Here is a 22,435-nt window from a genome sequence, read left to right on the forward strand (position 1 = left end):
GTACACATCATGAGAAAGGTATGTAAAGCGCGCAACTCGTACTGCACCATCCGGGAACGTCACGAAAGTGAGGGGTCATGGCCACCGCCAAGGTCAAGCAGTTCTGGACCGCCTTCATCTCCGTCCTCTTCGCCCTGCTCGCCTCCGTCGGCCTGGCGAACACCGCCGCCGCCGCGCGGCAGCCCGCCGTCCAGCAGCCCGAGGAGCCGGCCGGCGCCGCCGCGGCCGCCGAGCCGACCCGGGAGCGCGCCGCCCGGGCCTCCGTACCGGCACCACGGACCCATCGGTGGGCGCCGGCCGCCCTGCGGTCCCTGCCGCCCACGATCAAGCAGCGCATCCGGGCCGAGGCCCACGGCGCCTCGCCCTCCGTCCGCCGCGTGCCGAAGGCCGGTCCCGTCGCCAACGACTCCGCCGCGCTGACGCGGTCGGCGCTCGCCACCGCGGCGTAGGGCGCGGGCAGACGGCTCACCCGTCCCGCCCGCACCACCGGCACGGTGTCCGGCCCGACCTCGCTCGGCGCGGTACGGACCACGGACCCGCCGGATTCCGCAGGCGCAGGACGACCGGCGGCACCCGCAGGAACCCCGTACGACCCGCAGTACCGGCAGTCCTCCGAAGACGCCGGAACCCGCAGGCCCGGCAGTCCCCTCAGGACCGCCAGACCCGCGGAATCCCTACGACCCAACCCGTACGCGTCCCGTACGCACCTCGTACGACCGAACCCGTACGGCCCCACGCGTACGACACGGAACTCGAAGTACCCGGCAGGAACCCCGTCCCGCGGTCAGCGGCGCTCGTCGCCCTCCGTGGTCCCGGTCCCGGCCTCGGACTCCGCCTCCGCCTCGGCTTCGGCCTCCTTGGCCTCCACCTCGGGCGAGAGCGTGGGACCGCTGCCGTCGACCGACGCCAGGACGGAGCCCTCGTCCACCTCGGTGGGAGCGGGCGGCTCGACCAGCCAGTCGGGATTGGCCTGCTTGTCCCACCACTTCCAGGCGGCGAAGGCGCCGCCGGCCAGCACACCGAAGACCGCGAGGCCCTTGGCGAACCGCCCGGCCCTCGCGCGACGACGGTGCTTCTTCACGAGCTTCTGGATGTCCTTCGGCGTCACCTGACCGCGCAGCGCGGCCCAGGCCGCCGTCGAACGCGAACCGGCCTCCTCCAGGACGGGACCGGTCGCGGCGACCGCGTGCTCGACGCGCGGAACGGTGTAATCGGCTGCCTGACGGGCGGCTTCACGGGTCCGGGCCGCAGCGCGCTGCGCGGCCGCGTCGACCCGCGGCGGCACGTGCGGCGCGACACGGGCGACGTACTGCGCACGTGCCTGAACACGGGCCTGCCTGGCGGCCGTCGACACCTTCGGCGCCAGCCGCGACCGCGCCTCCTGCGCGTACTGCGCGGCCTGCTCCTTGGCCGTGCCTGCGTACGGCGCCACCACTTCCGCGGCGTGCAGAACGCTCTCCTTCGCCGAATCTGTCGCGGCGCGCACGCTGTCCATGCGGGTCACAGGACTCCTCCTCCTCGGTGGCGACCATGTCGGGTTTTCGCCTTTCCATCCTTTTCGGAATCATGCCCCCCCACGTCAGGTCCGGCATGTGGGGCGGGCATCCGGGGCATGCGAGGATCGGACACGCCAGAGACGGAAGTGAGTGACCCGACGTGACGCCGGCTGCCTGACCCCAGCCGCTGTGACGCGGCGTGAACAGGGACGGAAGGCGGACCGTGGCCGAGCAGCTCTACGCGATCCTCAAGACCAGCGCGGGCGACATCGAGATGCGGCTCCTGCCGTTCCACGCACCGAAGACGGTCAGGAATTTCGTCGAACTCGCCTCGGGCGGGCGGGAGTGGACCCACCCGGTGACCGGCGAGGTCTCCACCGATCCGCTGTACGACGGAACGGTCTTCCACCGCGTGATCAAGGGCTTCATGATCCAGGGTGGCGACCCGCTCGGGAACGGCACGGGCGGCCCGGGGTACGAGTTCGGCGACGAGTTCCACCCCGAACTCTTCTTCGACCGGCCCTACCTGCTGGCCATGGCGAACGCCGGCCCGGGCACCAACGGCTCGCAGTTCTTCATCACGGTCGGCCCGGCGACCTGGCTCAACCGCAAGCACACCATCTTCGGCGAGGTCGTCGGCCAGGAGAGCCGCGCGGTCGTGGACGCGATCGCCGCCGCGGAGACCGACCCGCGTACCGAGCGTCCGCTTCAGGACGTCGTCATCCGTTCCGTGGTGATCGAGAAGCGCTGACGCGGAAGGGACGGACCCCGCCCATGGACCCGCAGTCCGGCCTTCCGCACTGCTACCGCCACCCCGGCACCGAGACCGGCATCCGCTGCGCCCGTTGCGAGAAGCCGATCTGCCCGGAGTGCATGATCTCCGCCTCCGTCGGATTCCAGTGTCCCGACTGTGTGCGCAACGGTTCGGGGACCGGGCACGCGGCGGACGCCAACCAGCCCCGGACGCTCGCGGGCGGGCGGGTGGCCGCCGACGACCGGTTCGTCACCAAGATCCTCGTGGGGATCAACCTGGCGGTCTACCTCGCCGTCCTGGTGGCCGGTGAGCGGTTCGTCGACCAGCTCGTGCTCATCGGCTACGCCTTCAACCCCTTCCTCGGGGAGGTCGTGGGGGTCGCGGACGGGGAGTGGTACCGGCTGCTGACCGCGACCGTCCTGCACGAGGAGGTCTGGCACATCCTCTTCAACGTGCTCGGCCTGTGGGTGATCGGCGGGATCGTGGAACCGGAGCTCGGCCGGGCCCGGTATGCGGCGCTGTGCCTGCTCTCGGGGCTGTCGGGCTCCACGCTCGCGTACCTCGTCGCGGCGCCGAACCAGCCGTCCCTCGGTGCTTCCGGCGTCGTCTACGGCCTGATCGGCGCCTGGGTGGTGCTGGCCCGCCGGCGGCGCCACGACATGCGGCCGGTGATCCTCTTCGTGGCCCTGTCCCTGCTCATGACGTTCACCCGACCGGGGATCTCCTGGGAGGCGCACGTCGGCGGACTCGTCGCGGGGGCCGTGATCACGTACGCGCTGGTGCACGCCCCCCGGGCCCGGCGGCAGCTGGTGCAGTACGGCGCCTGCGGACTCCTGCTGGCGGTGGACGTGGTCGCCGTCCTCACGCGTTCGGCCGTGCTCACCTGAGCGCGTAGCCCTGGGGACGAGCTGCGGAAGCGAGCTTTCCCCAGAGTTATCCACAGCGTGGGCCCGGTCTTCCCCACCGCAGGGGAAAGTGGCCCACCCCCTGTCTCTGACCTGGTGTTTCACCAGGACGGCAGGGGGTGCGCCGCTGTCGCGCACGATCGGGAGCGATCAGACCGTGGTCATACCGGCGTCAATCTCGTGCAAGTTATCCACAGATCTTCGTAAGTTATCCAGTGCTGTGCACAACGCTGTGGATAAGTTGGGCGGAGCGGTACCCTGCGCGGGCTACTTCCACTGGGTGGAGACGCCGAAGCCCGCCGCGATGAAGCCGAAGCCGACCACGATGTTCCAGTTCCGGATCGACTCGACCGGCAGCGAACCGTCGGTGACGTAGAAGACGACGATCCACACCAGCCCGATGGCGAACAGCGCCAGCATCACGGGTGCCACCCAGCTGCTGTTCGTCAGCTTGATGTTGGCGGCCTGCTTCGCGGGCGGCGGCGTGAAGTCGGCCTTCTTGCGGATACGTGACTTCGGCACGAGGGACTCTCCTGTCGATGCGCTGCGTGACCGCGCAGGGAACTGTGGCTGGCGCCGGGATCGGGCCGCGGGAGGACCACTGCGTCCCCCGGGCGTCCGTTAGCGTAGTGGTTCCGCGGCACCGAAGGGGATCAGGGTACGTTGAGCAATTCCGCCGGCACTCCCGCAGGGCCGGGCCCCACCGCTCGGTGGCGCCCCGTCCGACTGCTCACGCTCGCCGTCTTCGCCCTCGCCGGACTGATCTTCGTCACCAGCTTCAACACCGCCCGCGGCACCAACCTGCGCACGGACACCTCTCTCCTGCGGCTCTCCGACCTGATCCAGGAACGCAGCCACAAGAACGCGGGTCTCGACGAGTCCACCGCGGCCCTGCGCTCCCAGGTCGACGCGCTCGCCGCCCGCGACGACGGATCCACCCGTGCGGAGGACGACCGTCTTCGCGCGCTGGAGACCACGGCGGGGACCACCGAGGTCACGGGCAGCGGCCTGACCGTCACCCTCAACGACGCCCCGCCCGACGCCCAGGCCGCCCCCGGCTACCCGGAACCGCAGGCCAACGACCTCGTGATCCACCAGCAGGACCTCCAGGCCGTCGTCAACGCCCTGTGGCAGGGCGGCGCCGAGGGCATCCGCGTGATGGATCAGCGGCTGATCTCCACCAGCGCCGTGCGCTGCGTCGGCAACACCCTGATCCTCCAGGGCCGCGTCTACTCGCCCCCGTACAAGATCACGGCGGTCGGTGACCGGTCGCGGCTGGCCAGGGCGCTGGCGGACTCCCCGGCCATCCAGAACTACCGGCTGTACGTGAAGGCGTACGGGCTCGGCTGGAAGGTCGACGAGCACCGGAGGATCACCCTTCCCGGTTACTCCGGCACGGTCGAGCTCCACCACGCGAAGCCGGTGAGCTGAGGCGCGCCCCCGGTTGTCCACAGGCTTCGGACAGCTGACCCCTCACGGCCCCGGCGACCCGTACTCTGGTCCCCGTAACGAACGGAAGGGGCGGTCGACGTCATGTACGGCTGGATCTGGCGGCATCTGCCGGGCAACGCGTGGGTGCGCGCGCTGATCTCGATCGTGCTCGTCCTCGGAGTCGTCTACGTCCTCTTCCAGTACGTGTTCCCCTGGGCGGAGCCTCTGCTTCCGTTCAACGATGTGACGGTGGACGGCCAGTGAGCGCGCGAATTCTCGTCGTCGACAACTACGACAGCTTCGTCTTCAACCTCGTTCAGTACCTCTACCAGCTCGGCGCCGAGTGCGAAGTCCTGCGCAACGACGAGGTGGAGCTCTCCCACGCCCAGGACGGCTTCGACGGCGTCCTGCTCTCCCCCGGCCCCGGCGCGCCCGAGCAGGCCGGCGTCTGCGTCGACATGGTGCGGCACTGTGCCGCCACCGGCGTACCCGTCTTCGGCGTCTGCCTCGGCATGCAGTCGATGGCGGTGGCCTACGGCGGTGTCGTGGACCGCGCCCCGGAGCTGCTGCACGGCAAGACCTCCCTCGTCACCCACGAGGGCAGGGGCGTCTTCACCGGGCTCCCCTCGCCGTTCACCGCGACCCGCTACCACTCGCTCGCCGCCGAGCCGGCCGCCCTGCCGGCCGAGCTGGAGGTCACCGCGCGGACCGAGGACGGCATCATCATGGGCCTGCGCCACCGCGAACTCCCGGTGGAGGGCGTGCAGTTCCACCCCGAGTCGGTGCTCACCGAGCACGGCCACCTGATGCTCGCCAACTGGCTGGAGCAGTGCGGCGACAAGGGGGCGGTCGGCCGGTCGGCGGGGCTCGCGCCGGTGGTGGGCAAGGCCGTCGCGTGACGTCGGGGTCGCCGTGGTTCCGGGCCGCCGACCAGCCGGAACCGGAGCCCGGGCCGATACCCGGGGACCCGTACGCGTACGGCCCGCAGGGGCCGGGTCAGGACCAGGGGCAGGAGTACGGCGCGGTGCCTCCGCCGTACGGCGCCCAGGGGACCGGCGGGCCCGCGCCCGCCCCGTACGGCACCCCGCACGACCCTTCGTACGGCACGCCGGCGTACGGCCCCCCGCACGGCGGACCGGCGTACGACGCGCCGTACGACCCCGCCTACGGGACGGCTCCCTCCCCCGCCCCCACCGGGCCGTCCGCGCGCTCGGTGCCCTTCCCGGCCGGCGCGCCCGAGAAAAGCCCTGGCGCGGCCCCGTACGAGCCCGTGGAGGCTCCCCGGCCCCGGCGGGCCCGGCAGGACGAGACGACGCCCATGCCGGTCGTGGAGCCGCTTCCCGGGCCGGGCAGGGCGGAGCGCCGCCGTGCCGCCGCCAAGGGCGGCAGGGGCGCCCGTGGCAAGGGTCGCGGCAGTGCCCCGGCCGCTCCGTCGCCCGGGCCGGGCGAGGGCCGCCCGCTCTCCCGGGTCGAGGCCCGCCGTGCGGCCCGCGCGGCCAAGGACAGCGTCGGTGTCATCGCCAGCCGGGCCGTCGGCGAACTCTTCATCACCCTCGGCGTGGTCATGCTGCTGTTCGTCACCTACCAGCTGTGGTGGACGAACGTCCTCGCCGGCCAGGAGACGAACCAGGCCAAGGAGCGCATCGAGGACACGTGGGCGAAGGGTGAGCGCACCCCCGGCGCCTTCGAGCCCGGCGAGGGCTTCGCCATCATGTACATCCCCAAGCTGGACGTCGTCGTCCCCATCGCCGAGGGCATCGACAAGCCCAAGGTCCTCGACAAGGGCATGGTCGGCCACTACGCCGAGGGCAGCCTCAAGACGGCCATGCCCTCCGACAAGCAAGGCAACTTCGCGGTCGCCGGGCACCGCAACACCCACGGCGAGCCGTTCCGGTACATCAACCAGCTGAAGCCGGGCGACCCGATCGTCGTCGAGACCCAGGACGCGTACTACACGTACGAGATGGCGAGCATCCTGCCGCAGACCGCGCCCTCCAACATCGCCGTGATCGACCCGATCCCCAAGGGCTCGGGCTTCACGAAGCCCGGCCGCTACATCACCCTCACGACGTGCACCCCGGAGTTCACCAGCACCTACCGCATGATCGTGTGGGGCAAGATGGTCGAGGAACGCCCGCGCAGCAAGGGAAAGCCTGACGCGCTCGTAGGCTGAGACCCCACACCTCCGGACGGGACGACGGGACGACCTAGTGGCACGTGCGCGCAACCGGATCGCCGGCATCATCAGCGTTTTCGGCGAACTCCTGATCACAGCGGGCCTGGTGCTCGGACTCTTCGTCGTCTACTCACTGTGGTGGACGAACGTCCTCGCCGACCGGGCCGCCGACCAGGACGGCGCGCAGGTCCGCGACCGGTGGGCGGGCGGCCCCGGCGCGCTCGACACGAAGGACGGCATCGGCTTCCTGCACGTGCCCGCCATGGGCGGCGACGAGATCCTCGTCAAGCAGGGCACGACCGGCGCCATCCTCAACAACGGTGTCGCCGGCTACTACACCGAGCCGATCAAGTCCGCCCTCCCGCAGGACAAGAAGGGCAACTTCACCCTGGCCGCGCACCGGGACGGGCACGGGGCGAAGTTCCACAACATCCACAAGCTCAGGACCGGGGACGCGATCGTCTTCGAGTCGAAGGACACCTGGTACGTCTACAAGGTCTACAACTCGCTGCCCCAGACGACGAAGTACAACGTGGACGTCCTCCAGCCCGTCCCGAAGGAGTCCGGCAAGACCAGGCCGGGCCGGTACATCACCCTGACGACCTGCACCCCGATGTACACCTCGGACTACCGCTACATCGTGTGGGGCGAGCTGGTCCGCACGGAGAAGGTCGACCGCGACCGCACGCCGCCGGCCGAACTGCGCTGACCGCCCGGGCGGGCGGAACGGGCAGAGCCCCGGCATCCGTGGTGGATGCCGGGGCTCTGCCCGTGTCACGCGGTCCGGCGGTCAGTCGAAGAGGCCTCCGCCGAAGCCGCCGCTGTCGTTGCCACCGTTCCCGTTGCCACCCGCGGGGTTCCCGTTGCTGGGTTCACCGGTGCCGGGGTCGCCGTTGTTGTCGCCGCCGCCACCTCCACCGCCCATGGTGTAGACGATGACGGTCGTGCCGGGGTTGACCATCGAACCCGCCGGCGGGTTCGAGCCGACGACGATGGCGTCCTCCTTGTCGGAGCCCTGCTGCTGGACGACGAGGCCCATGCCCTGCAGCTGGTCCCGCACGTCCTTGAACTGCTTGGTCGCGATGTCGGCCGGGATCTGGACCTGCGTGATCTGCGGGCCCTTGGAGACGCGCAGCTTGACCTCGGAGCCCTGGGCCGCCGACTCGTTGCCGCCCGGGGTCTGCTCCAGGATCTCGTCCTTGGGCTTGTCGGAGTCCACGTACTCGGTGATGACCACGAAGCCCAGCGTCTTCAGCTGCTGCTCGGACGGGGCGAGCTGGTTGCCGACGACCGAGGGAACGGTCGCCTGCTTCTGCGTGGCGACGGTGATCGTCACCTCGGAGTTCTGCTCGGCCTTGGTGCCGCCGTCAGGGTTCTGGCGCAGGACGGTGCCGGGGTCCTCGTCGGACTCCTCCTCGACGACCTTGACCTTGAAGCCCTTGCTCTTCAGGAGCTCCTCGGCGCTCTCGCGCGACTTCTCCTTGACGTCCGGGACCTCGGTCAGCGGGGCGCCCTCGGAGACGTACACCTGGATGGTGCCGTTGGTGTCCATCCTGCGGGCGCCGTCGTGAGCCGGGTCCTGGCGGCAGATCGCGCCGGTGGGCTGGTCGCAGCGCTCCGTGCCCGCTTCCTGGATCTTGACCTGGGCGTTGTTCGCGAGGCGCTCGGCCACCGCGACCTTCTGGCCCACGAGCTGCGGGACCAGGACCTGCTGAGGGCCGTCCTTCTTCTCGAAGAGGGAGGCGCCGATGAAGATGGCGCCGACCAGCACGAGGATGCCCGCGAGGACCAGCAGGATCGTCGAGGTGTTCGACTTCTTCTGCCCGCCGCGGCGACGGTCCGGACGGTCGTCGTATCCGCCGTAGCCGTCGTCCGCGCCGATCGGCGGCATCATCGACGTCTGCGCGCCCGCGTCGGCCTGGCGCAGAGCGGTGGTCGGCTGGTCCTCCGGCGGGTAGCCGTAACCCCCGCCGTACGCGGACGCGCCCGCCATGCCCATGGCGGCGGCCGCGGCGACCGGCTGACCGTCGAGGCAGGCCTCGATGTCCGCGCGCATCTCGTCGGCGGACTGGTAGCGGTAGTCGGGGTCCTTGACCAGGGCCTTCAGGACGATGGCGTCCATCGAGGGCGTGATCTCGGGGTCGAAGTTGCTCGGCGGCTGCGGCTCCTCGCGCACGTGCTGGTACGCGACGGCGACCGGGGAGTCGCCGATGAACGGCGGCCGGACGGTGAGCAGCTCGTAGAGCAGACAGCCGGTGGAGTACAGGTCGGAGCGGGCGTCGACCTGCTCGCCCTTGGCCTGCTCGGGGGAGAGGTACTGGGCGGTGCCGATCACCGCGGCGGTCTGCGTCATGGTCATGCCCGCGTCGCCCATGGCGCGCGCGATGCCGAAGTCCATGACCTTGACCTGGCCGGTGCGCGTCAGCATGACGTTCGCCGGCTTGATGTCGCGGTGGACGATGCCGGCGCGGTGCGAGTACTCCAGCGCCTGCAGGATGCCGACCGTCATCTCGAGGGTGCGCTCGGGCAGCAGCTTGCGCCCGGAGTGCAGCAGCTCGCGCAGGGTCGACCCGTCGACGTACTCCATGACGATGTACGGGATGGAGACCCCGTCGACGTAGTCCTCGCCGGTGTCGTAGACCGCGACGATCGCCGGATGGTTCAGCGAGGCGGCGGACTGGGCCTCTCGGCGGAACCGGGCCTGGAAGGACGGGTCACGGGCCAGGTCGGCCCGCAGCGTCTTCACGGCGACGGTGCGGCCGAGCCGGGTGTCCTGGGCGAGGTACACCTCGGCCATGCCACCGCGGCCGAGCACCGAGCCCAGCTCGTACCGGCCGCCGAGGCGACGCGGCTCATCCATAGCTAATCCAGCCCTCTCCGTCTGTCCCGACCGCACCCATGGGTGGTCCGGCGGTGTGTGCTGTTCGCGCATACGCTACCGGCCCCGGAAAGGCGTTCCGTCCGGGACCGGAACCTGATACAGGACCGGTACCTGATCCACGCCCCTGTCGAGGCGGTCTCCGTACCGGTCCCGTAGCGGGTCCGTACCTGGCTCAGCCCTGGCCCTTCAGGACCGCCTTCATGACGGCCTTGGCGATCGGGGCGGCCAGGCCGCCACCGCTGATGTCCTCGCGGGAGACGCCGGACGCGTCCTCGACGATCACGGCGACCGCGACCGGGGAGCCCTCGGCGGTCTTGGCGTACGAGATGAACCAGGCGTAGGGCCGCTTGGAGTTCTTCTCGCCGTGCTGGGCCGTACCCGTCTTGCCGCCGACCTTCACGCCGTCCATCTTCAGGTCGGCGCGGCCGCCGGTGCCCTCGGAGACGACGTTCTCCATCATCTGCTGGAGGAGCTGGGCGTTCTCCGGAGAGACGGGCCGGCTCATCTCCTCCGGCTCGTTCTTCTTGATGACGTCCAGGTTCGGCGCGCGCAGCTCGTCGATCATGTACGGCTTCATGAGCTTGCCGTCGTTGGCGATCGCGGCCGTGACCATGGCCATCTGGAGGGGGGTGGTCGCGGTGTTGAACTGGCCGATGGCCGCCTGGGCGTTGCCGTCGCGCTTCGCTTCCTTGTCGAAGACGGAGGCCGCCGAACGGACCGGGACGAACTGTTCGGCGTTGAAGCCGAACTTCTCCGCCATCTCGTTCATCTTCTTGACGCCGATCTCGTCACCGAGCTTGGCGAAGACCGAGTTGCAGGAGATCTCCAGCGCCCGGTTCAGGCTGGCGTTCGCACAGCCCTGGGCGTGGTTCTTCATGGGAATCGTGGAGAGCGGGATCTTCCAGCCCTCGGGGGTGTCCGTCGGCTTGTTGATGTCGGTGATGTTGCCGTTCTCCAGCGCGGCGGCGGCGGTGACGACCTTGAAGACGGAGCCGGGGGGGTAGATCTCGCGCAGCGCGCGGTTCTGCATCGGCTTGCTCTTGGACGAATTGAGCGCCACCCACGCCTTCTCGTCATTGCTGCCGGCAATGGTGGAGGGGTCGTACGAGGGGGTGGAGGCGAGCGCGAGGATCTTGCCGGTCGACGGCTCGATCGCGACGACGGCCCCGGTCTTGTCACCCAGTCCCTCGAAGGCGGCCTTCTGCGCGGCGCCGCTGAGGGTCAGGACGACGTCACCCCCCTTCTTCTTCTCGCCGGTGAACATGGCCAGCGTGCGGTCGAAGAAGAGCCGGTCGTCGTTGCCGGTGAGGATGCCGTCCTCGATCTTCTCGATGAAGTTGGCGTCGTACACCTGCGAGGCGTAGCCGGTGACCGGCGCCCACATGGGGCCGTTCACGTAGGTCCGCTTGTACTTGTAGTAGTTGCCCCCGGAGTCGACGGAGCCGGTGATCGGCTTGCCGTCGACGATGATGTTGCCGCGCTCGTTGGCGTACCGCTCGATGCGGACGCGCGTGTTGTTCGGGTGGGCGGTCAGTTCGTCCGCGCGGACGAACTGCAGCCAGTTGTCGCGTACGAGCAGGGCGAGGACGAGCAGGCCGCAGAAGATCGCGACCCGGCGCAGCGGCTTGTTCACGGTCGGACCACCTGGGTCATCTCGGCGTCGGGGTTCGGTGCGGGGGAGGGCGCCGGACGGCGTGCGGTGTCACTGATCCGGATCAGGATGCCGATGAGCGCCCAGTTGGCGATCACGGACGAGCCGCCGTACGCGAGGAACGGCATCGTCATACCGGTGAGCGGGATGAGGCCCATCACCCCGCCGGCGACGACGAAGATCTGCAGCGCGAAGGCGCCGGAGAGGCCCATCGCGAGCAGCTTGCCGAAGGGGTCCCGGGCGGCGAGGGCGGTACGGATGCCGCGCTCGATGATCAGGCCGTACAACAGCAGGAAGACCATGACACCGGTCAGGCCGAGTTCCTCACCGACGGTGGCGAAGATGAAGTCGGAGTTGGCGGCGAACTTGATCAGGTCCGAGTTGCCCTGGCCGAGGCCGGTACCGAGGATGCCGCCGGAACCGAAGGACATGAGCACCTGCGTCATCTGATCGCAGGCGTACGCCATGTTCGTGCCGGGAGGTGCGGTCTTCAGGCACTCGAAGGGGTCGAGCCAGGCGGCCACACGCGACTGCACGTGGCTGGCCGTGGAACCGACGACCACCGCACCTGCGATGGCCATGAGCAGACCCATGACGATCCAGCTGGTCCGCTCGGTCGCGACGTACAGCATGATCACGAACATGCCGAAGAACAGCAACGAGGTGCCGAGGTCGTTCTCGAAGACCAGGATGAGGAGGCTGACCGCCCAGATCGTGAGGATCGGTCCGAGGTCGCGGCCACGTGGCAGGTAGAGGCCCATGAAGCGGCGGCTGGCCAGGGCGAGCGCGTCGCGCTTCACCATGAGGTAGCCGGAGAAGAAGACCGCGAGGACCAGCTTGGCGAACTCACCCGGCTGGATCGAGAAGCCGCCGATGCGGATCCAGATCTTGGCGCCGAAGCTGTCGGTACCGAGGCCGGGGACCAGCGGCAGCAGGAGGAGGACGAGAGCGGCGGCCATGGAGATGTACGTGTAGCGCTGGAGGACCCGGTGGTCCTTCAGGATCAGCAGCACGCCCACGAACATCGCGATGCCGATCGCCGAGTACATCATCTGGTTCGGCGCGGACGGACTGAAGGCGCCGTACTGGAGCTTGGCGAGCTGGATCAGCCGCGGTGACTGGTCCAGACGCCAGATCAGCACCAGACCCAGACCGTTCAACAGGATGGCCAGCGGCAGCAGCAGCGGGTCGGAGTACGGCGCCCACTTGCGCACCACCAGGTGGGCGACGCCCGCGAGGAGGGTGAGGCCGAGCCCGTACCCGAGCATGCCCGCGGGGACCTTGCCGTCGATGGCGAGGCCCACGTTCAGGTAGGCGAAGACCGGGATGGCGACGGCGAAGCCGAGGAGCGCCAGCTCGGTGTTCCGGCGGCTCGGTGCTTCGATCGCCCCGATGGTGGTCGTGTTGGTGACAACGCTCATGGTGGTGAAAGGCCCCCTACGGGTGCTTACTGCTTGCCGCAGTTCGAGGCCAGCTTCTGCTCCTCGGCGGTGAGGGTGGGACCCGGGGAGGGAGCGGCTGTGGTGGGCTTGGGTTCGGGCGTGGCGGTGCCTTCGGGGGTGGTGCCCTCGGTCGCCGGCGGCTTGCTGGCCCGGTCGGCGGCCTTCTCGGCGGCCTGGCGGCGCTGCTCGGCCTTCTTGCAGGCCGTCGCCTGGAGTGCCAACTCGGCGATCTTCGTCTCGGCCTTGCCGAGGCTGCCGCCCGTGATCGTGTCCTCGACCTGCTTGCGCTGGTAGGCGGGGAGGTACTTGAGTTCGATCTCGGGGTGGTCCTTCTCCACCTCCGACAGCGAGACCCAGGCCAGGTCCTGGCTGATGCCCCGATACAGCGCGACGTGCTGGTCCTTGGCGCCCACGTAGTACTGGGTCCGCGTCCAGCGCCAGCCGCCGTAGACGCCGCCGCCGAGGACGGCGAGGGCGAGGACGAGGAGGAAGGAGCGCTTCAGCCAGGTGCGGCCGGTGCGCGGCTTCACGAAGTCGTCGTCGGTGTACGACTCGAAGGAGCCCTGCGGGGGCATGCCGCCGTAGCCGTGGTCGTCGCCGCTCCCGGGCGGGCCGAAGCCGCCGGCCGGCGGCTGGTGGTGCGGGGCGGGGCGGCCGAGCCCGGAGGCGCGGCCGGCCGGGGTCTGCATGGCGCCACCGTCGCTCAGCTGCGCCTGGTTCTCGGCGACCGCGCCCACGACGACCGGGGTGTCGCTGAGGTGGCCGGCGAGGGTGTCCCCGCCGTCGACGTCGAGGACGTCGGCGACGATCACCGTGATGTTGTCCGGGCCGCCGCCGCGCAGCGCGAGCTGGATCAGCTCCTGCACGGTCTCCTGCGGGCCCTGGTAGCTGGCGAGGGTGTCCTCGAGGGTCTGGTGCGAGACCACGCCGGACAGGCCGTCGGAGCAGATCAGGTAGCGGTCACCGGCACGCACCTCGCGGATGGAGAGGTCGGGTTCGACGTGGTCGCCGCTGCCCAGGGCGCGCATCAGCAGCGAGCGCTGCGGGTGCGTGGTGGCCTCTTCCTCCGTGATGCGGCCCTCGTCGACGAGGCGCTGCACCCACGTGTGGTCCTGCGTGATCTGGGTGAGGATGCCGTCGCGCAGCAGGTAGGCGCGCGAGTCACCGACGTGGACGAGGCCGAGGCGCTGGCCCGTCCACAGCAGGGCGGTGAGCGTGGTGCCCATGCCCTCCAGCTGCGGGTCCTCCTCGACCATCATCCGCAGCTGGTCGTTGGCGCGCTGCACCGCCGTACCGAGCGAGGTGAGGATGTCGGAGCCGGGGATGTCGTCGTCGAGGGTGACGAGGGTGGAGATCACCTCGGAGGAGGCGACCTCACCGGCGGCCTGGCCGCCCATGCCGTCGGCGATGGCGAGCAGCCGGGGGCCGGCGTAACCCGAGTCCTCGTTGCCCTCGCGGATCATGCCCTTGTGCGAGCCCGCGGCGAAACGCAGGGACAGACTCATGCCCACCTGCCCTGTCGACGCTGCATCGGGGTAAGGCCGGTCTCGACCCACACTGCCCACCCTCCGGTCGCTCCGGTCAGCTCGCTCATTGTCGTACTACTTCCGCAGCTCGATGACGGTCTTGCCGATGCGGATCGGCGCGCCCAGCGGAATCGGTGTGGGTGTGGTGAGGCGGGTCCGGTCGAGGTAGGTGCCGTTCGTGGACCCGAGGTCCTCGACGATCCACTGGCCGTCCCGGTCCGGGTAGATCCTGGCGTGCCGGCTGGACGCGTAGTCGTCGTCCAGCACGATCGTCGAATCGTGGGCCCGGCCCAGGGTGATCGTCTGCCCCTGGAGGGCGACGGTGGTACCGGTGAGGGTGCCCTCGGAGACGACCAGCTTCGTCGGGGCGCCACGGCGCTGCCGGCCGCCCCCGCTCTGCTGGCCGCGCTGCTGCGGCGGTGCGGCGGCCGCCTGGCGCCCGCTCTGCTGCGGCCGGGCCTCCTGGCGGCGCGAACCCCGCTGGGTGACGCGCGTACCGAAGAGGTCGCTACGGATGACCTGGACGGCCACGATGACGAACAGCCACAGAACGGCCAGGAAACCCAACCGCATGACCGTCAGGGTCAGCTCTGACATTGCCCCCGCTTCACCCTTCGGCTTGCCGGTAAACGATGGTGGTGCTGCCCACGACGATCCGCGAGCCGTCGCGGAGCGTAGCGCGGGTGGTGTGCTGCCCGTCCACCACGATGCCGTTGGTGGATCCGAGATCCTGGATCGTCGAGGGCGTTCCGGTCCGGATCTCGCAGTGCCGGCGGGAGACGCCGGGATCGTCGATCCTCACGTCCGCGTCGGTGCTGCGGCCGAGGACCAGGGTCGGGCGGGAGATCTGGTGGCGGGTGCCGTTGATCTCGATCCAGCGGCGCACCTGGCCGCCCGCGCCGGGGCCCGGGCCGGGCATGCCGGGGCCGCCCGAGGGTCGGGCGGGGGCGCCGGGAGGCGGGGTGGCCGGCATGGGCGGGGCGCCGGCCGGGGGGTACCCGTAACCGCCGCGGCCCTGCTGGGCACCGGCGGCGGGCGGCTGCGGCTGTGACGTACTCGACGCGAGCGTACGGCTGCGGACCCGGTAGAGACCGGTGTCGAGGTCGTCGGCCTTCTCCAGGTGGACCTTGATCGGGCCCATGAAGGTGTACCGCTGCTGCTTGGCGTAGTCCCTGACCAGGCCGGCGAGCTCGTCGCCGAGCTGGCCCGAGTACGGGCTGAGGCGCTCGTAGTCCGGCGCGCTCAGCTCCACGATGAAGTCGTTGGGGACGACGGTCCGCTCGCGGTTCCAGATCGTCGCGTTGTTGTCGCACTCGCGCTGGAGCGCGCCGGCGATCTCGACGGGCTGGACCTCGGACTTGAAGACCTTGGCGAAGGTGCCGTTGACCAGACCTTCGAGACGCTGCTCGAAACGCTTCAGGACTCCCATGGGGCACCTCCTCCGTCGTTGTCGTCCTGGTACTGCTTACTGATCGTATCCACGCGTCGGGAAATCGGCTGGTTCCCCTTCTCTGCCCTGTGGACGAGTGTCACCTCTCACAGACCTTTCCCCCGGATCGTAGAGGTGGCCTGTGGACAGTGTCCCGCACCCCGCTGTGAGACAAGAAGGGGCGGAGGGTGCGGACCCTCACAGGTCGCCCCGGCGTTCTTCCCGCTTCCGTGTTCCGCGTGGCCGTTCGCCTCCTCGTGGCGCCTGCGTGCCCGCCCTCCCGCCCGCTTCCCGTTCGTGTCGTCTCCGCCCGTGCCCTCGGCCGGCTCCGCCGGCCCGCTCGTCGCGCCGCTTCCCCTGCCGTCTCCCGCTCGTCGTCCCGCCGTCGTTCACGCCCGCGCCTCCCCCGCCCTTCGCCGTCCCCCGGTCATCGGCTGCCGTTCGCCCGCCCGCTCCCCCCTCTGTCCTTGTTCTCCCCGAGCGGGAGCGAAACAAGGGATGTGAATCCACGGTCACCGACGTGCTAATCTTCAGATGTCGCCAGGCGCTCCCACCGAAAAGGTGAGAGGGCAGGGAGATCACCCAATGCGCGGGTGGCGGAATAGGCAGACGCGCTGGATTCAGGTTCCAGTGCCCGAAAGGGCGTGGGGGTTCAACTCCCCCCTCGCGCACCAGACGGAAGCCCCGTAGGTCATCGACCTACGGGGCTTCCGCGTTGTCCGGGTCATGTGACGCTTCCCACTGCGGTCTACGGCAGGCCTCCTGCCGATGCGTACGGACGGCGGAGGCGCCGCCCGCCGGATCACGACCTTCGTCGTGGGTGGCCGAGACGAAAGAGGGACGCCCGGGCCCGGCCCGCTGCCTAGGGTGCGAGCGTGGACGCAAAGGTGAAGTCGGGTACGGGGAGCGCGATCGGAGCCAGGATCGCGGCCTGGTGGAACTGGTTCGCGCTGCCCGGTCAGTGGTCGCGGCGCAGGACCGTCGGTGAGCTGGCGCTCGCCCTCGTCGTGGCGCTGCTCGCCGCCGGCTCCGAGGAGCTCATGGGCGGCGAGGGATGGCGCCTCGCGCTGAACGCGCTGGCTGCCGCCGTTCTCTGCCTGGTGCGGCGGAGATTCCCGGCGAGCGTCCTCGTGATCACGTCCGCGCTCGCGCCCTTCCTCCTCGGCCTGTGGGCACTCCTGATGGTCGTCGGCTGGTCGTCCGGCCGGTTCATCATCGGTATCGGGCGCGCGCTGAACGCCTTCCTCGCCGGTTTCCTGTTCAACGTCGCCGGCACCCTCCTGGAGACCTGGGACCAGCAGCGGCTGCTCACGGTCGCCTTCATGACGACGCTCTACTACTTGGCGACCGCCCTGGGGCCGGGGCTCGCCCACCGGTACTGGACGCAGCGGCGGACCCTGCTGCACGCGCTCCAGGACCGGAATGCCCAGCTGCTGCGCGAACGGACGATGATCGCCTGGCACGCGCGGCTGCGTGAGCGGCAGCGGATCGCCCAGGACATGCACGACAGCCTCGGGCACCAGCTGGCCCTGATCGCCGTGCACACCGGTGCCCTGGAGGTGGACCGGGAGCTGGGTGAGCGCCAGCGGGAGGTGGTCGGCGTCCTGAGGACGGCGTCGGTGACGGCGATGCGCGAGCTGCGCGAGGTCGTCGGGATACTTCGTGACGGTGTCGCGGCGGAGGACGTCGCCGCCGGGGCCGCCCCGGGCAGCGCGGGGGACGAGACGGGGAAGGCGGCCCGTGGCATCGCCGGCATAGCGGGGCTCGTGGACGCGGCCAAGGCCGCCGGGACCTCCGTGGAACTGCGCCGGGTCGGTGACGAGCGGCCGCTGGAGCCGGCCGCCGACCACGCCGCGTACAGGATCGTCCAGGAGGCGCTGACCAACGCCTACAAGTACGCGCCGGGGGCGCCGATCGGGGTCGAGCTCCGCTACGAGCCGGACACCTTCGTCGTGGAGGTCTTCAACGAGGAGCCGGTGGACGGACCGCCGCAGGACGTGGTGAGCGGCGGGCAGGGGCTCACCGGTCTCGCCGAACGGGCCCGCCTGGTCGGCGGCATGTGCCACGCGGGGCCGGCCGACGGCGGCGGCTTCCGGGTGGCCGGGATGCTGCCCTACGGGGCGGCGCCGGTCGGTGAAGCAGCGCCTTTGGTCGACGCGGAGGACGACTTCCGGCAGCAGTCGTCGCGGCCCCTGGTCGGCGATGGTCGTGCGGTCGCGGTCGGAGAGGCCGACTGGACGGTCACGGAACGGGAGCTGGCGATGGCGTTGCGCGGGGGCAGGAGCAGAGGCGGCGGGATCGCGCTCGGGTGCGGGATAGCGGTGGCGGCGCTCGTCGTTCTGCTGGTGGCGGCCGGCTTCGGCCTCTACTTCTTGGTGGGCTCGATGGAGAAGGGCATGGTCGAGCCGGGGCAGTACGAGGCGGTGCGGGTCGGCATGGCGGAGAAGGACGTGCGTGGGCAGCTGCCCTCGGGCGACTCGATAGCCACGCTGGGCCTGGACAAGGGCGGCCCCGAGCGGCCCGCGGGGGCCAGCTGTCTGGTGCTGCTGTCCACGGAGACGGGGGACTCGTTCGACGAGGAGCCGGTTTTCCGGTTCTGCTTCAAGGACGGCAAGCTGATCGAGAAGAAGTCGTACGTGGTCACGCAGCGGTAGCGCTGCTCCGCCCGTACGGGAGCGGGGGGAGTGGGAGTGGCAGGGCAGCCCATCAGGGTCGTGATCGCCGACGACGAGCCGCTGATCAGGGCGGGGATCCGGATGATCCTCATCTCCGATCCCGGTATCCGGGTCGTGGCGGAGGCGGCGAACGGCCGCGAGGCGGTCGAGCAGGCCAGAGCGCACGCGGCCGACGTCGTACTGCTGGACATTCAGATGCCGGTGCTCGACGGCCTGTCCGCCATGCCCGAGCTGCGCAGAGCGGCCCCGGCGGCGCGGGTGATCGTCCTGACGACCTTCGGCGAACGGGAGAACGTGCTGCGGGCCCTGGAGCACGGGGGTGCCGGGTTCCTGCTGAAGGACACGGCGCCGGCGGAGCTGATCGGCGCCGTCCGGGCCGCGGCGGCGGGGGACGCCTACCTGTCCCCTGCGGCGACACGGCACGTGGTGGAGCGGCTCGCGACCAGCCGGGAATCGGCGCGCGCGGAGGAGGCGCGCCGAAGGGTGGCCGCGCTCAGCGAGAAGGAACGCGAGGTGCTCGCCCTGCTCGGCGAGGGCCTGTCCAACGCGGACGCGGGAAAGCGGCTCCACATGAGTGAGGGCACGGTGAAGACGTACGTGAGCCGCATCCTCGCCAAACTGGACTGCGAGAACCGTGTCCGCGCGGCCCTGCTCGCGCGCGACGCCGGGCTCTGACCGGGCGCCTCGGTCGCCCGGACCCCCGGCCCCGGAGTCGCTGCCGTGGCGCGGGCAGCGCCCCCGGACGCGGCCGCTCGGTGACGGCCTTGCGGGTCAGGCGGAGGGGGTGTCGGGGAGGTCGGCCGTGCCGGCGGCGTTGTACCGGAGGAGGTAGGCGGCGAACCGGTCCAGGTCTTCGGCCGACCAGTCCGCGAGGCGCTCCTGGTAGGCGGCGCGGCGGTTCGCCTGGGCCGTGGCGAGGACCTTGCTGCCCGCTTCGGTGGGGTGCAGCACCTGGACGCGGTGGTCGTCGGGGGCGGGGCGGCGTTCGACCAGGCCGAGTTTCTCCAGGCCGGCCAGCTGGCGGCTGACCGTGGACTTGTCCAGGAGGTAGTGGGCCGCGAGATCCGTGGCGCGGCAGCCGCGGCGCTCCTCGATGTGGGCGAGGAGGGTGTACGAGACCAGGGGGATCTCGGGGTGGACGCGGGCCGCGGCGGCGCGGGCCCGCCGCGCGAAGGCGGTCAGTTCGCGCTGGATGACGTCCACGGACGCGTCGCGGACGTCCTGTGTGCCGCCGTCGTCGTCGCTCATGATGCGCTCCCTCGCCGTCCGGCGTTCACCTTTCCCGCCGTTTCAGTTGTATAGTACAACGGTTCTTTAGTTGTAAAAGCCAACCATGGAGGTCTCGGTGACCGCAGGACCGAACACCACCACGGGCGCGTTGCGTCATGTCCTCGGGCATCTGCTCACCCCTCTGCTGATGTGCCTCGGCATGGGCCTCGCCTACCTCGGCGCCTTCCACGCCCCCCAGCCCCACGACCTCCGGGTCGACATCGTCGGCTCCGGCCCCAGCGCTCAGGTGCTCGCGCAGTCGCTCCACGACAAGGGAGCCGGCGCCCTCGACGTCCGGACCGTCGCCGACCGGGCGACCGCCGTCACCGATCTCCGGCAGCAGGACAGCTTCGGCGCCTACATCCCCGGCCCCCACCCCGAACTCCTCGTGGCGTCGGCGTCCTCCGACACCACCGCCATGGCCGTCGAGAAGGTCTTCACCAAGGTCGCCGCCGGCCAGGACGCGCCACTCAAGGTCACCGACGTGGCCCCCGTCGCCTCCGGTGACCCCACCGGGCAGGGCGTCTTCTTCCTCCTCGTCGCGCTCAGCATCGGCGCCTACGCCTCCGTCGCCGTCATCGGCGGGGCCGGAGCCGTCCTCCCCCTCAAGGTCCGGGCCGCCCTCGCCGCCGTGACGTCCCTGGTCGTCAGCCTCATCGGCACCCTCTTCGCCGGCCCCGTCTTCCACCTCGTCGACCACGGGCTCGGCGGAGTCTGGGCGATGTCCTGGCTGTACGCGGCGGGCATCCTGTTCGTCGGCGTCGGCCTCCACACCTTCCTGCGCCGCTGGACCACCCTCGGCGTGATGGTCCTCTTCGTGATGCTCAACTTCACGAGCTCCGGCGGCATCTACCGGCCCGAACTCCAGCCCGGCTTCTTCGCCTCCCTGCACGCCTTCTGGAACGGCGCCGGCTTCATCGAAGGCGTCCGCAGCCACGTCTACTTCGACGGACACGCCCTCGGCGGCCACATCCTCGTCCTCGTCCTGTGGCTCCTCGCCGGCGCCGCGCTCCTCGCCCTCGCCGGCCTCGCCGAAGCCCGCCGCAGGAACACGCTCCCGGCTCCGGCCACCGGAACGGAAAGCCGCACGGACAACCCGGCGGAGGCCCCGGAGAAGACGCCTGCGGGCGCCCCGGCACAGGACCGGGAGGCGGCCGAGGCCGAGGAGGAGATGGAGGAGGCCGTGGCCGTCTGACCGGCGCCCACGACGGGCTCACGAGTTGTCCACAGGCCGTTGTCCACAGGGGGAGACGGCCGATCCGATCCGGCGGTACGGTCGGGCCGAACGATGGTCGACATCGTGGCGCACATCGCAACGGGGGAGGACGTCCATGGACGAGATCACGGCCGTCAGGCCGGTACACCGTGGTCCGGGCGAGGGCCGAGTGCCGCACGTGCCGGGATTCGCCCGCCGCGCGGACGTCGACTGCGGTGACTCCGCCAAGGACCGGGGCAAGCAGCTCCGTGCCCGCGTCCCGCGCTCCGCGCACCGGCGGCTGACCCTCGTGGCCGACCGCCCCGACGCCGTCCGCGCCGTCGAGGAGTCCAGCCGCGGCCGGGTGCCGGAGCTGGCACCGATCCGGGTCGGCAGGATGGCGGCGAGCCCCTTCGCCTTCCTCCGCGGATCCGCCGGCCTGATGGCCCACGACCTCGCCGGATCACCCGTCACCGGCATGGCGGCCCAGATATGCGGCGACGCGCACGCGGCCAACTTCGGGCTCTACGGCGACGCCCACGGCCGTCTCGTCATGGACCTCAACGACTTCGACGAGACCGTCGTCGGCCCCTGGGAATGGGACCTGAAGCGGCTCGCCACCTCCCTGGTCCTCGCCGGGCGTGAAGTGGGAGCGGACGGGACCACCTGCCAGGCCGCCGCCTTCGACACCGTCGGCGCGTACCGGCGCACCATGCGCCTCCTCGCCCGGCTGCCCGTCCTCGACGCGTGGAACGCGATCGCCGACGAGGAACTCGTCTCCCACACCGACGCCCGCGACCTCCTCGGCACCCTGGAGCGGGTCTCCACGAAGGCCCGCAACAACACCAGCGCCCGGTTCGCCGCCCGTGCCACCGAGGCCGTCGGATGCGAGGAGGGCGGCGGCCGTAGGTTCGTCGACGCACCGCCCGTGCTCCGCAGGGTCCCCGACGCCGAGGCGGCGCTCGTGGCCGCCTCCCTCGGCCCCTACCTGGAGACCGTTTCCGAGGACCGCCGCCCGCTGCTCGCGCGGTACGCCGTCCACGACGTCGCCTTCCGGGTCGTCGGCACCGGCAGCGTCGGCACCCGCTCCTATGTGGTGCTGCTCCTCGACCACCGGGGCGAAGCCCTGGTCCTTCAGGTGAAGGAAGCCCGTCCGTCGGCCCTCCTGCCGCACCTGCCGTCGGCCGGCTTCACCGTCACGGACACCGGCCACGAGGGACGACGGGTGGTCCTCGGGCAGAAGCGCATGCAAGTCGTCAGCGACATGCTCCTCGGCTGGACGACGGTCGAGGGACGCCCCTACCAGGTCCGGCAGTTCCGCAACCGCAAGGGCAGCGTCGACCCCGCCGCCCTCACCGCCGACCAGCTCGACGACTACGGGCGCATGACCGGGGCCCTGCTCGCCCGGGCGCACGCCCACAGCGCCGACCCGCGCCTCATAGCCGGGTACTGCGGCAAGAACGAGGAACTGGACGAGGCCGTCACCGCCTTCGCCGTCGCCTACGCCGACCGCACCACGGCCGACCACGCCGACCTGGTCACCGCCGTCACCAGCGGCCGCATAGCCGCCGAACGCGGCGTCTGACACCCCACGGCCGCACCACC

21 protein-coding genes and 1 tRNA gene are annotated in these 22,435 nt (G+C 70.7%); 13 read left to right on the plus strand and 9 right to left on the minus strand.

Annotated elements, in window-relative coordinates:
- The first annotated feature begins 77 nt into the window (after window positions 1–77).
- On the plus strand, window positions 78–449 hold the full coding sequence (locus tag ACFY60_RS04540; RefSeq protein ID WP_388609848.1) for a DUF6344 domain-containing protein: 372 nt from the start codon (window positions 78–80) through the stop codon (window positions 447–449).
- A 335-nt stretch (window positions 450–784) separates the two neighbouring features.
- Here ACFY60_RS04540 and ACFY60_RS04545 read toward each other — a convergent pair whose 3' ends face one another.
- A complete protein-coding gene (locus ACFY60_RS04545) occupies window positions 785–1,504 on the minus strand; it encodes a DUF5324 family protein (protein WP_388609847.1) in 720 nt (239 codons plus the stop codon).
- 215 nt (window positions 1,505–1,719) lie between these two features.
- On the opposite strand from ACFY60_RS04545, the gene ACFY60_RS04550 reads away from it, so the two are divergent.
- Window positions 1,720–2,247, plus strand: a complete 528-nt coding sequence (locus ACFY60_RS04550) for a peptidylprolyl isomerase (protein ID WP_388609845.1) — start codon at window positions 1,720–1,722, stop codon at window positions 2,245–2,247.
- A gap of 23 nt (window positions 2,248–2,270) precedes the next feature.
- Entirely contained in the window at window positions 2,271–3,137 is an 867-nt protein-coding gene (locus ACFY60_RS04555; protein WP_388609843.1) for a rhomboid family intramembrane serine protease, read from the plus strand.
- Window positions 3,138–3,422: 285 nt separating this feature from the next.
- Here the strand turns inward: ACFY60_RS04555 and crgA are convergent, their stop codons facing one another.
- A complete protein-coding gene (gene crgA, locus ACFY60_RS04560; protein ID WP_309053598.1) occupies window positions 3,423–3,677 on the minus strand; it encodes a cell division protein CrgA in 255 nt (84 codons plus the stop codon).
- 141 nt (window positions 3,678–3,818) lie between these two features.
- On the opposite strand from crgA, the gene ACFY60_RS04565 reads away from it, so the two are divergent.
- The 5 genes from ACFY60_RS04565 (at window position 3,819) to ACFY60_RS04585 (ending at window position 7,471) form a co-directional block, all read left to right on the plus strand.
- Complete coding sequence (locus ACFY60_RS04565) at window positions 3,819–4,586, plus strand: DUF881 domain-containing protein (protein WP_388609841.1); 768 nt, start codon at window positions 3,819–3,821, stop codon at window positions 4,584–4,586.
- 102 nt (window positions 4,587–4,688) lie between these two features.
- Window positions 4,689–4,850 carry a hypothetical protein gene (locus ACFY60_RS04570; protein WP_309053596.1) on the plus strand — a complete coding sequence of 54 codons (162 nt, stop codon included), beginning with the start codon at window positions 4,689–4,691 and terminating at the stop codon, window positions 4,848–4,850.
- Complete coding sequence (locus tag ACFY60_RS04575) at window positions 4,847–5,485, plus strand: aminodeoxychorismate/anthranilate synthase component II (RefSeq protein ID WP_388609838.1); 639 nt, start codon at window positions 4,847–4,849, stop codon at window positions 5,483–5,485. The genes ACFY60_RS04570 and ACFY60_RS04575 overlap by 4 nt, the downstream gene beginning before the upstream one ends.
- Window positions 5,482–6,759 carry a class E sortase gene (locus ACFY60_RS04580; RefSeq protein WP_388609836.1) on the plus strand — a complete coding sequence of 426 codons (1,278 nt, stop codon included), beginning with the start codon at window positions 5,482–5,484 and terminating at the stop codon, window positions 6,757–6,759. The genes ACFY60_RS04575 and ACFY60_RS04580 overlap by 4 nt, the downstream gene beginning before the upstream one ends.
- 37 nt (window positions 6,760–6,796) lie before the next feature.
- Complete coding sequence (locus ACFY60_RS04585) at window positions 6,797–7,471, plus strand: class E sortase (protein ID WP_388609834.1); 675 nt, start codon at window positions 6,797–6,799, stop codon at window positions 7,469–7,471.
- Window positions 7,472–7,552: 81 nt separating this feature from the next.
- On the opposite strand, the gene pknB is transcribed toward ACFY60_RS04585, so the two are convergent.
- The 6 genes from pknB to ACFY60_RS04615 all read right to left on the minus strand — a co-directional run bounded on the left by pknB (window position 7,553) and on the right by ACFY60_RS04615 (window position 15,691).
- Window positions 7,553–9,622 (minus strand): Stk1 family PASTA domain-containing Ser/Thr kinase, encoded by a 2,070-nt coding sequence (pknB, locus tag ACFY60_RS04590; protein WP_388609832.1) that lies wholly within the window; start codon window positions 9,620–9,622, stop codon window positions 7,553–7,555.
- Between the two features lie 193 nt (window positions 9,623–9,815).
- On the minus strand, window positions 9,816–11,276 hold the full coding sequence (locus ACFY60_RS04595; protein WP_388609831.1) for a peptidoglycan D,D-transpeptidase FtsI family protein: 1,461 nt from the start codon (window positions 11,274–11,276) through the stop codon (window positions 9,816–9,818).
- Window positions 11,273–12,715 (minus strand): FtsW/RodA/SpoVE family cell cycle protein, encoded by a 1,443-nt coding sequence (locus ACFY60_RS04600; protein ID WP_309052527.1) that lies wholly within the window; start codon window positions 12,713–12,715, stop codon window positions 11,273–11,275. Before ACFY60_RS04600 ends, ACFY60_RS04595 begins: the two co-directional genes overlap by 4 nt.
- A 26-nt stretch (window positions 12,716–12,741) precedes the next feature.
- Window positions 12,742–14,241 carry a Stp1/IreP family PP2C-type Ser/Thr phosphatase gene (locus tag ACFY60_RS04605; RefSeq protein ID WP_388609829.1) on the minus strand — a complete coding sequence of 500 codons (1,500 nt, stop codon included), beginning with the start codon at window positions 14,239–14,241 and terminating at the stop codon, window positions 12,742–12,744.
- A 96-nt stretch (window positions 14,242–14,337) separates the two neighbouring features.
- Window positions 14,338–14,859 carry an FHA domain-containing protein gene (locus tag ACFY60_RS04610; RefSeq protein WP_309051734.1) on the minus strand — a complete coding sequence of 174 codons (522 nt, stop codon included), beginning with the start codon at window positions 14,857–14,859 and terminating at the stop codon, window positions 14,338–14,340.
- A gap of 10 nt (window positions 14,860–14,869) precedes the next feature.
- Window positions 14,870–15,691 (minus strand): FhaA domain-containing protein, encoded by an 822-nt coding sequence (locus tag ACFY60_RS04615; RefSeq protein ID WP_388609826.1) that lies wholly within the window; start codon window positions 15,689–15,691, stop codon window positions 14,870–14,872.
- A gap of 587 nt (window positions 15,692–16,278) precedes the next feature.
- On the opposite strand from ACFY60_RS04615, the gene ACFY60_RS04620 reads away from it, so the two are divergent.
- The 3 genes from ACFY60_RS04620 (at window position 16,279) to ACFY60_RS04630 (ending at window position 19,041) form a co-directional block, all read left to right on the plus strand.
- Window positions 16,279–16,365 (plus strand) — tRNA-Leu (locus tag ACFY60_RS04620).
- A 201-nt stretch (window positions 16,366–16,566) separates the two neighbouring features.
- Entirely contained in the window at window positions 16,567–18,345 is a 1,779-nt protein-coding gene (locus ACFY60_RS04625; RefSeq protein ID WP_388609824.1) for a sensor histidine kinase, read from the plus strand.
- A 36-nt stretch (window positions 18,346–18,381) separates the two neighbouring features.
- Window positions 18,382–19,041 carry a response regulator gene (locus tag ACFY60_RS04630; RefSeq protein WP_388609821.1) on the plus strand — a complete coding sequence of 220 codons (660 nt, stop codon included), beginning with the start codon at window positions 18,382–18,384 and terminating at the stop codon, window positions 19,039–19,041.
- A gap of 96 nt (window positions 19,042–19,137) precedes the next feature.
- Here the strand turns inward: ACFY60_RS04630 and ACFY60_RS04635 are convergent, their stop codons facing one another.
- Window positions 19,138–19,614 (minus strand): MarR family winged helix-turn-helix transcriptional regulator, encoded by a 477-nt coding sequence (locus tag ACFY60_RS04635; protein WP_388609819.1) that lies wholly within the window; start codon window positions 19,612–19,614, stop codon window positions 19,138–19,140.
- An 85-nt stretch (window positions 19,615–19,699) separates the two neighbouring features.
- Between ACFY60_RS04635 and ACFY60_RS04640 the strand changes: the two genes are divergently transcribed.
- Entirely contained in the window at window positions 19,700–20,830 is a 1,131-nt protein-coding gene (locus ACFY60_RS04640) for a hypothetical protein (RefSeq protein WP_388609816.1), read from the plus strand.
- 136 nt (window positions 20,831–20,966) lie between these two features.
- A complete protein-coding gene (locus ACFY60_RS04645; RefSeq protein ID WP_388609815.1) occupies window positions 20,967–22,415 on the plus strand; it encodes a DUF2252 domain-containing protein in 1,449 nt (482 codons plus the stop codon).
- The last annotated feature ends 20 nt before the right edge of the window (window positions 22,416–22,435 follow it).

Origin of the sequence: Streptomyces sp. NPDC012827, assembly GCF_042900905.1 — a bacterium.
Classification (GTDB): domain Bacteria; phylum Actinomycetota; class Actinomycetes; order Streptomycetales; family Streptomycetaceae; genus Streptomyces; species Streptomyces gulbargensis.